General features: G+C 32.9%; 8 protein-coding genes. 4 read left to right on the forward strand and 4 right to left on the reverse strand.

The features are described 5' to 3' along the window. Nucleotides 1-132: 132 nt before the first annotated feature. Entirely contained in the window at nucleotides 133-1,560 is a 1,428-nt protein-coding gene (gene hisS / locus HYN86_RS20880) for a histidine--tRNA ligase (protein ID WP_113679799.1), read from the reverse strand. 179 nt (nucleotides 1,561-1,739) lie between these two features. Here hisS and HYN86_RS20885 point away from each other — a divergent pair, with 179 nt between their 5' ends. Further along, the gene (locus tag HYN86_RS20885; protein WP_162789415.1) at nucleotides 1,740-2,984 is read left to right on the forward strand and encodes an ABC transporter permease; all 1,245 of its coding nucleotides are present in this window, start codon (nucleotides 1,740-1,742) and stop codon (nucleotides 2,982-2,984) included. 92 nt (nucleotides 2,985-3,076) lie between these two features. On the opposite strand, the gene prmC is transcribed toward HYN86_RS20885, so the two are convergent. Together prmC and HYN86_RS20895 are read right to left on the reverse strand one after the other, a co-directional pair. After that, a complete protein-coding gene (prmC, locus tag HYN86_RS20890) occupies nucleotides 3,077-3,931 on the reverse strand; it encodes a peptide chain release factor N(5)-glutamine methyltransferase (protein ID WP_113679801.1) in 855 nt (284 codons plus the stop codon). Between the two features lie 87 nt (nucleotides 3,932-4,018). Beyond that, nucleotides 4,019-4,504, reverse strand: a complete 486-nt coding sequence (locus tag HYN86_RS20895) for a GNAT family N-acetyltransferase (protein ID WP_113679802.1) — start codon at nucleotides 4,502-4,504, stop codon at nucleotides 4,019-4,021. Between the two features lie 97 nt (nucleotides 4,505-4,601). Between HYN86_RS20895 and ribD the strand changes: the two genes are divergently transcribed. Genes ribD through HYN86_RS20910 form a run of 3 tightly spaced genes read left to right on the forward strand, consistent with a single transcriptional unit; the run spans nucleotide 4,602 to nucleotide 6,889 of the window. Then, nucleotides 4,602-5,651 carry a bifunctional diaminohydroxyphosphoribosylaminopyrimidine deaminase/5-amino-6-(5-phosphoribosylamino)uracil reductase RibD gene (gene ribD, locus HYN86_RS20900; protein WP_113679803.1) on the forward strand — a complete coding sequence of 350 codons (1,050 nt, stop codon included), beginning with the start codon at nucleotides 4,602-4,604 and terminating at the stop codon, nucleotides 5,649-5,651. Further along, nucleotides 5,644-6,246, forward strand: coding sequence for an HAD family hydrolase (locus HYN86_RS20905; RefSeq protein WP_113679804.1), 603 nt, complete (start codon nucleotides 5,644-5,646; stop codon nucleotides 6,244-6,246). Before ribD ends, HYN86_RS20905 begins: the two co-directional genes overlap by 8 nt. A 10-nt stretch (nucleotides 6,247-6,256) precedes the next feature. After that, complete coding sequence (locus HYN86_RS20910; protein WP_113679805.1) at nucleotides 6,257-6,889, forward strand: IMPACT family protein; 633 nt, start codon at nucleotides 6,257-6,259, stop codon at nucleotides 6,887-6,889. 31 nt (nucleotides 6,890-6,920) lie between these two features. Here the strand turns inward: HYN86_RS20910 and HYN86_RS20915 are convergent, their stop codons facing one another. Continuing rightward, complete coding sequence (locus tag HYN86_RS20915) at nucleotides 6,921-7,325, reverse strand: acyl-CoA thioesterase (protein ID WP_095952032.1); 405 nt, start codon at nucleotides 7,323-7,325, stop codon at nucleotides 6,921-6,923. Nucleotides 7,326-7,512: the final 187 nt, after the last annotated feature.

A 7,512-nucleotide genomic window follows, 5' to 3' on the forward strand; every position in this document is an offset into this window, starting at 1 on the left:
CACATTACAAAAGATTTTTAGCGGATAAAATGGTAATAATTTACTAACCAAATCATCTTCAAAGCTTTGCAAACTTTATCTTTTTTATACAGAAAACAAAATAAATCTTAGCGCACTTTGCTGGTTAAACTCTTATACCAACAAAGCATTTTTCAATCCTTCGAAATCAACTGTAATTTGTTCTCCTGTCACTAAATTTTTAAGCGCATAAGAATTTGATTCTATTTCCTGATCACCTGCAATTACTGCAAACGGAATCAGACGTTTATCTGCATATTGAAACTGCTTTCCAACTTTTACATTATCAGGGTACAATTCCACTTTTATATTCTCTTGTCTTAATTTTTGAATTGCTTTTGAAGCATACAAAGCTTCTTTATCTCCATAATTGATAAAAATAGCTTTTGAAGTCGCTGCAACAGTTTCTGGAAACAATTGCAATTCTTCTAAAACCAAATAAATGCGATCCAAACCAAAAGAAATTCCGACACCACTCATATTTTTCAAACCAAAAATACCAGTCAAATCGTCGTATCTTCCACCGCCTCCAATAGATCCCATCGAAACGGTTTTTGGAGCCGCAACTTCAAAAATAGCTCCAGTGTAATAATTTAAACCACGTGCCAAAGTCACATCTAAATCTAAAGTCGCTGTTGCCAATCCTAAAACGGCAACATTGTCACAAATAAATTTCAATTCTTCAACACCCTTCATTCCTTCTTCTGAAGAAGCCAATAACTCTGAAAGCTGATTGATTTTATCTGCAAATGTTCCGCTAAAGCTAAAAAGCGGCTGTACTTTAACTAACGCTTCTGCAGCAATTCCTTTTTCGATCATTTCCTTTTTTACGCCGTCTTCTCCAATTTTATCCAATTTATCAAGAGCAACCGTAAAATCGATTAATTTATCTGAAGCGCCAATAACCTCAGCAATTCCAGATAATATTTTTCTGTTATTGATTTTAATTGTAACGCCTTCCAATCCTAATGAAGTGAAAACGGTATCATACAACTGAACCAATTCTACTTCCTGCCAAAGTGATTTTGAACCAACGACATCGGCATCACATTGATAAAATTCTCTATAACGTCCTCTCTGTGGTCTGTCAGCTCTCCAAACAGGTTGAATCTGATATCTTTTAAAAGGAAATTCAATTTCGTTTTGGTGCTGTACAACGTATCTTGCAAACGGAACTGTCAAATCGTAACGCAATGCTTTTTCTGAAATTCTTCCAGTAAATTTATTCAATTCGATTCTCTGGCTTAAATCTATTGTTTCGGCAGAATTAGACTGAAGTGCTTCAATAGATTCTGGCAGTTCAATTTTATTTTTATTGAAGAAAAAGTTACCTGAATTCAATATTTTAAAAATCAAACGATCTCCTTCTTCCCCATATTTCCCCATCAAAGTATCTGAATTTTCAAACGAAGGAGTTTCTATTGGCTGAAAACCAAATTTTTCAAAATTAGTTTTGATTGTCTGAATAATATATTGACGTTTTGACACCTCTGCAGGCGAAAAATCTCTTGTTCCTTGTGGAATACTTGGTTTTGAAGCCATCTTTTTTATTTTAGATTGTTGATTTTAGATTTTAGATTTACTGAATCATTACCTCTAAATTCATTAACATTATTTTCTTTTTATTTTAATCGCCTGCAAATATCTTACTTTTTAAAATAAATAATAGCGCTTCGAAAACAAACTTGTAACAAAAAACGTATTTTCGTGACAAATTGGTCATGATGCTAAAATTATTTAAAGAAAATATTCGAATTGCTTTTGGTTCTATCAAAACACAATTACTGCGTACCATTCTTACCGTTTTAATTATCGCTATTGGTATTACGGCTTTGGTTGGAATTCTTACTGTGGTTTCTGCTTTAGAAAATACAATTTCCAGCGATTTTGCTTCGATGGGAGCAAATACATTTAACATCAATCAATACGAAAATAAGGTTCGTAACCGCGGTGGGAATGAACGAGAAGTCATCAATCCGATTATTTCTTATCCTGAAGCTGTTGCTTTTAAAAATAAATACAAATATCCTTTTACAGAAACTTCTCTATCATTTACAGCAACTTCTACTGCTGAAGTAAAATATTTAAGAGAAAAAACAGATCCTGAAATTACAATTGTAGGCGTTGACGAACATTTTATTACTAATTCTGGCTTGGAAACAAGTTTAGGACGAAGCTTTAATCAATTTGACGTTGAAAACAACACCTATTCCTGCATTGTTGGTTCTGACTTCGAAAAAGGACTTTTAAAAGATATTAATCCAATTGATAAAATAATTTCCATTAGAGGCGCAAGATTTAAAGTAATTGGAGTTCTTAAAGAAAAAGGTTCAACGTTTGGGAACAGTCAGGATTTACGAGTTTTGATTCCAATTCAAGTGGCAAGATCTTTATTTACGGCACCAAATATCAATTATACAATTAGTGTAATGGTTTCTAAAAAAGAAGTTTTAGACCAGGCTATTGACAACGCAACAAGCACCATGCGAAGAGTTCGCAAATTAAGTCCAGTTCGTGATAATAACTTTGGCGTTGTTCGAAGCGATGATTTAATTAACAGAATTCTCGGAATTACTCAATATTTAGGATGGGCCGCATGGATTATCAGCATCATAACTATTTTAGGATCTTCCATAGCATTGATGAATATTATGATTGTTTCGGTTACAGAACGTACCCGCGAAATTGGTGTTCGTAAAGCTTTGGGAGCAAAAAGAACTACTGTAGCTTTCCAGTTTTTTATTGAAACTTTATTAATTGGACAAATTGGAGGTTTAGTCGGAATCGTTTTGGGTATTTTATTAGGATTTGCTATTGCAGCAGCTATGAGCTTCTCATTTGTGATTCCGTGGATGGCAATTTTTGCCGCTTTTGCAACAAGCTTTTGTGTTGCGTTGGTTTCTGGTTTATATCCAGCAATTAAAGCATCTAAATTAGACCCTATTGAAGCTTTACGATACGAATAGTTTTTTAGTATTCAGTCGCAGTCACAGTTTTCAGTATTAGTGCTGCCGAAAACTGTGACTGAGACTGAGACTGAGACTGAGACTGAAAAACTTTAAATATTCCCTTTTATCATTCTGTCGTTATCGTAAATATCTTTTCGAAGTTCAACGTTTTTAAAATCCATATTTTCGAGCAACTCAATCATTTCTTTTCCAAGATATTGATTGATTTCGAAATATAATTTTCCCTTTTCAAAAAGGCGTTTTTGTGCCAGCGAAGCAATTTTTCTGTAAAAAATCAAAGCATCATTATCTTCCACGAAAAGTGCTAAATGCGGTTCGTAATCCAGTACATTTTTTTTGATTTCTTCTTTTTCTAAATTTCGAACATAAGGCGGATTAGAAACAATAATATCAAAATTACATCTTAGTTCCTCAGTTTCTAAAATATCCAAAAGAACAAAAGTCACATCGACATTATTTTTTACCGCATTTCTTTTTGCTGTTTCAATTGCTTTTTTAGAAACATCGATTCCAAAAACTGCAGCATTAGGCAGATTTTTTGCCAGCGAAATAGCGATACAGCCGCTTCCTGTGCCAATATCTAGAATTTTTATTTTTTTTGATTTATCAGGATTAGAATTTTCATTAATAATCCATTCTACTAATTCCTCTGTTTCTGGTCTCGGAATCAGAACGTTCTCATTTACTTCAAAATCCAAACCGTAAAAATTTGTTTTCCCAAGTAAATATTGAATTGGAACTTCTTTTTTCAGCTGTCTTACAAGTTCGTCCCATATTACAAAGTCATTCTCCTCGAAAGTCAATTCATGATTTAATGCCAAATCAATCTGACGAAGTTTATGTTTCTCTTCCAGAATTAAATAAAAAAAACTCTCCGCTTCGTACGCATCGTAAAAAGGCGATAATTCTTTAATAAATTGAGTGCGGTATTGTTTAATTTTCATTTCAATTATTTGAACATTATGTACCAGTTTAAAACTGATTTTACAATTCAATAAGTCTCGTTAACACAAAATTGTTACAAATTCTAATTACAAAACTTTCAGCATCCATATTGGACAAGAGCAATGTCCCGTTGACCCTAATGGCGCATCCAGATATTCAAAACCAGATTTTTTATACAACTTTTGTGCTGTATGCATAAAAGGCATTGTTTCTATATAACATTTTTCGAAACCAAAATCCTTTGCTTGTTCTAAACACTTTTCCATCATTTGCGTTCCAATTCCTAAACCTCGGGTTTTGGGCAGAAAATACATTTTCTGCAATTCGCAGATTTTCGGATCACCATTTTCTAAGGGAGCAATTCCTGCACAGCCTACAATTTCACCTTCACTTTCTACAACAAAATAGGAAGATTTTGCTTTACTATATTCTTCAAACATCAAATCTAGATACGGATCTTCGTATGCAGTTCCCACTTTTGGAATTTCCATTTCATCAAAAACCGACCTTATTAAACTAGCAACTGCCTGATTGTCTTCTTTTTTAATTTCTCGGATTAGCCAATTTACCATTTTTTAAATCTAAAATATTATAATTACAAAAGTAAAGATAGTTTTTCGATAGTTTCTTAACTTAGTCTTAAACTCAAAAATTAACTACTTTTGTACCGTGAATATACAAGAAAAATACATAAAACGCTGTATCGAGCTGGCACAAAATGGACTTGGAACTACTTATCCAAACCCAATGGTCGGAAGCGTGATTGTTTACGACGATCAAATTATCGGCGAAGGCTGGCATAAAAAAGCCGGCGAACCTCATGCAGAAGTAAATGCAGTGAAATCTGTGAAAGATAAATCGCTGTTAAAAAAAGCAACAATTTATGTAAGCTTAGAACCTTGCAGTCATTTTGGAAAAACCCCTCCGTGCTGTGGTTTAATCATTGCTAATGAAATCCCAAATGTAGTTGTGGGAACGGTTGATCCTAATGAGAAAGTGGCTGGAAAAGGAATTCTAAAATTAATCGAAGCTGGAGCAAATGTTACCGTTGGAGTTTTAGAAGATGAATGCAACGAGCTGAACAAACGTTTTTTTACTTTTCATCAAAAAAAGAGACCGTATATTATTTTAAAATGGGCAGAAAGTCAGGATGGATTTTTAGCTCCTGAAAAAGCTAACAACCAGGATCGTAAACCAATCTGGATTACGAATACTTATTCTCGACAATTGGTTCATAAATGGAGAACCGAAGAGCAGGCTATTTTAGTTGGAAAACAAACTGTTATTGATGACAACCCTAAATTAAACGCCAGAGATTGGAGCGGTAATAATCCTGCGAGGGTTGTTATAGATAGAGAAAATAAAATTGACGACAACAGTTTTATTTTTGACGACACTGTAAAAACAATTATTTTTTCTAATGAAAACAAAAAAACATCAACAGCAAATACGCAGTTTAAAGTAATTGATTTTAGTAAAAATATTATTCCTGAGATTTTGGATGTTTTATATAAAAATCAAATTCAATCGATAATAATTGAAGGAGGAAGACAAACTTTACAATCTTTTATAGATGAAAATATTTGGGATGAAGCTCGAATATTTGTCGGAAAACCAAGTTTTGGCAACGGAACAAAGGCTCCAATTATTTCAAGAAAAAACAACACAAAAACTACTATTTTAAGCGACGAACTAATACAGATTAGAAATTATGATTGATACTATAATTTTTGACTTTGGAGATATTTTCATCAATTTAGACAAAGCTGCCACAATTTCTGGTTTGCAAAAATTAGGAATGACAGAATGGAATAACGAACTTGATCAATTAAATTTTTCTTTTGAAACTGGACATATTTCTCCAGAAGATTTTATTGGCGGTTTTCAAAAACAACTTCCTAACGCATCTAAAGAAGAAATCTTAAAAGCTTGGAATGCTGTATTGGCAGATTTTCCTTTATACCGTTTGGAGTTCCTAAAAGAATTATCCAAAAAATATCGATTGTTTTTATTGAGCAATACTGATTCTATTCACATCAATACATTTGAAACAAAAAACGGAACTGCCTTTTATGAAGATTTTTATCGCTGTTTTGAAAAAGTCTATTTCTCATTTGATATGGGATTAAGAAAACCAGACCCAAAGATTTACCAATTCTTACTTGACAAACACAATTTAATCCCAGAGAATACTTTATTTGTTGACGATAAAAAAGAAAACACCGACAGCGCAGCAGCGCTAGGTATAAAAGTCTGGAATCTTCAAGTCGGGAAAGAAGATGTTATTGACCTTTACAATAAAAATATAATTTAGATTACTGCTTTTGGAAATTAACGATACTTATCAAACTATTGCAATCGCATCTGAAGAAATGCTGTTTAAAGAAAAAGGCAGTAAATTCTTTGGCTACGCATTTCCGATAGATCATGAAGACGAAGTAAAACCAATTATTGAAGACCTTAAAAAACAACATCCGCATGCTGTACATTATTGTTATGCTTATCAGCTGGGAGTTGGCAGCAAAATTTCATATCGCGCTAATGATGACGGCGAGCCAAGCAATACTGCAGGCGCGCCAATTTACGGGCAGATACAATCTTTTGGAGTAACCAACGTTCTTGTTGTGGTTGTTCGAATTTTTGGAGGTGTAAAACTGGGAGTCGGAGGTTTAATCGCTGCTTATCGAACAACAGCCCAAATGACTTTAGAAACTTGCGAGATCATTGAAAAAACAATTGATGAATCATTTTTAATTTCATTTGATTATAAAAACATGAATAAAGTAATGCGTGTGATTAAAGAAAAAAAGTTAGAGATAACTTCTCAAGAAATGGAAATGGATGAAATTTCCGGATTACCGATCGGCAAATTTACAATCAAAACGCGAAAAAAAAATGCCGAAACAGTGTTCAGCATTTTTGATTTAATGTTTGAAATCGATATTAAAATTATATAAATTAGTATAAAATCTTTAAGCGATTTAACAATTATTCAAGCGATTTAAATATTTCTAAAATATAATCTGGAGGAGCTGTCGGACGACCCGTTTTTAACGAAATAAATACCAAAATAAACGTCGCAGTTGTTAATAACTCATTTGACTCATTATAGATCTCGCAGTCAAATTCAATCTTCACAGAAGAGTGACTTTTGAAAGTTGTATGAATTGTTAAAAGCTCATCGTATCTCGCCGATTTTTTGTAACTTATATTCATGTTTACAATTGGCAGACCAATACCGCTTTCTTCCATGCTTTTATACGAAACCCCTTTATTTCTAAGCCATTCCACGCGTCCGATTTCAAAATAAGGCACATAATTTCCGTGATAAACGACTCCCATCTGGTCGGTTTCTGAGTAACGAACTCTTACTTGAGTCTGGTGATTTTTCATTATTTAGAGATTAAAAAAATTCAAATTTAAAAAGCCTACTTACAACTTTTTTTTATAAAATTAGATGTCAAAATATTTTTTTTTACAGAAATTTGTTCACATATTTGTTATCCCGAAATACGGAATAAAATTGCTCCTCTTTTATTAGGAGAATCTTTATAACAATAATAAAAATTTATTTGAATCT

Source organism: Flavobacterium fluviale (genome assembly GCF_003312915.1).
GTDB lineage: Bacteria > Bacteroidota > Bacteroidia > Flavobacteriales > Flavobacteriaceae > Flavobacterium > Flavobacterium fluviale.

What these genes read in the sequence shown, in the direction of transcription:
- hisS (WP_113679799.1), bottom strand. Translation starts at nt 1,560, where the DNA reads ATGGCTTCAAAACCAAGTATTCCACAAGGAACAAGAGATTTTTCGCCT.
- HYN86_RS20885 (WP_162789415.1), top strand. Translation starts at nt 1,740, where the DNA reads ATGATGCTAAAATTATTTAAAGAAAATATTCGAATTGCTTTTGGTTCT.
- prmC (WP_113679801.1), bottom strand. Translation starts at nt 3,931, where the DNA reads ATGAAAATTAAACAATACCGCACTCAATTTATTAAAGAATTATCGCCT.
- HYN86_RS20895 (WP_113679802.1), bottom strand. Translation starts at nt 4,504, where the DNA reads ATGGTAAATTGGCTAATCCGAGAAATTAAAAAAGAAGACAATCAGGCA.
- HYN86_RS20905 (WP_113679804.1), top strand. Translation starts at nt 5,644, where the DNA reads ATGATTGATACTATAATTTTTGACTTTGGAGATATTTTCATCAATTTA.
- HYN86_RS20915 (WP_095952032.1), bottom strand. Translation starts at nt 7,325, where the DNA reads ATGAAAAATCACCAGACTCAAGTAAGAGTTCGTTACTCAGAAACCGAC.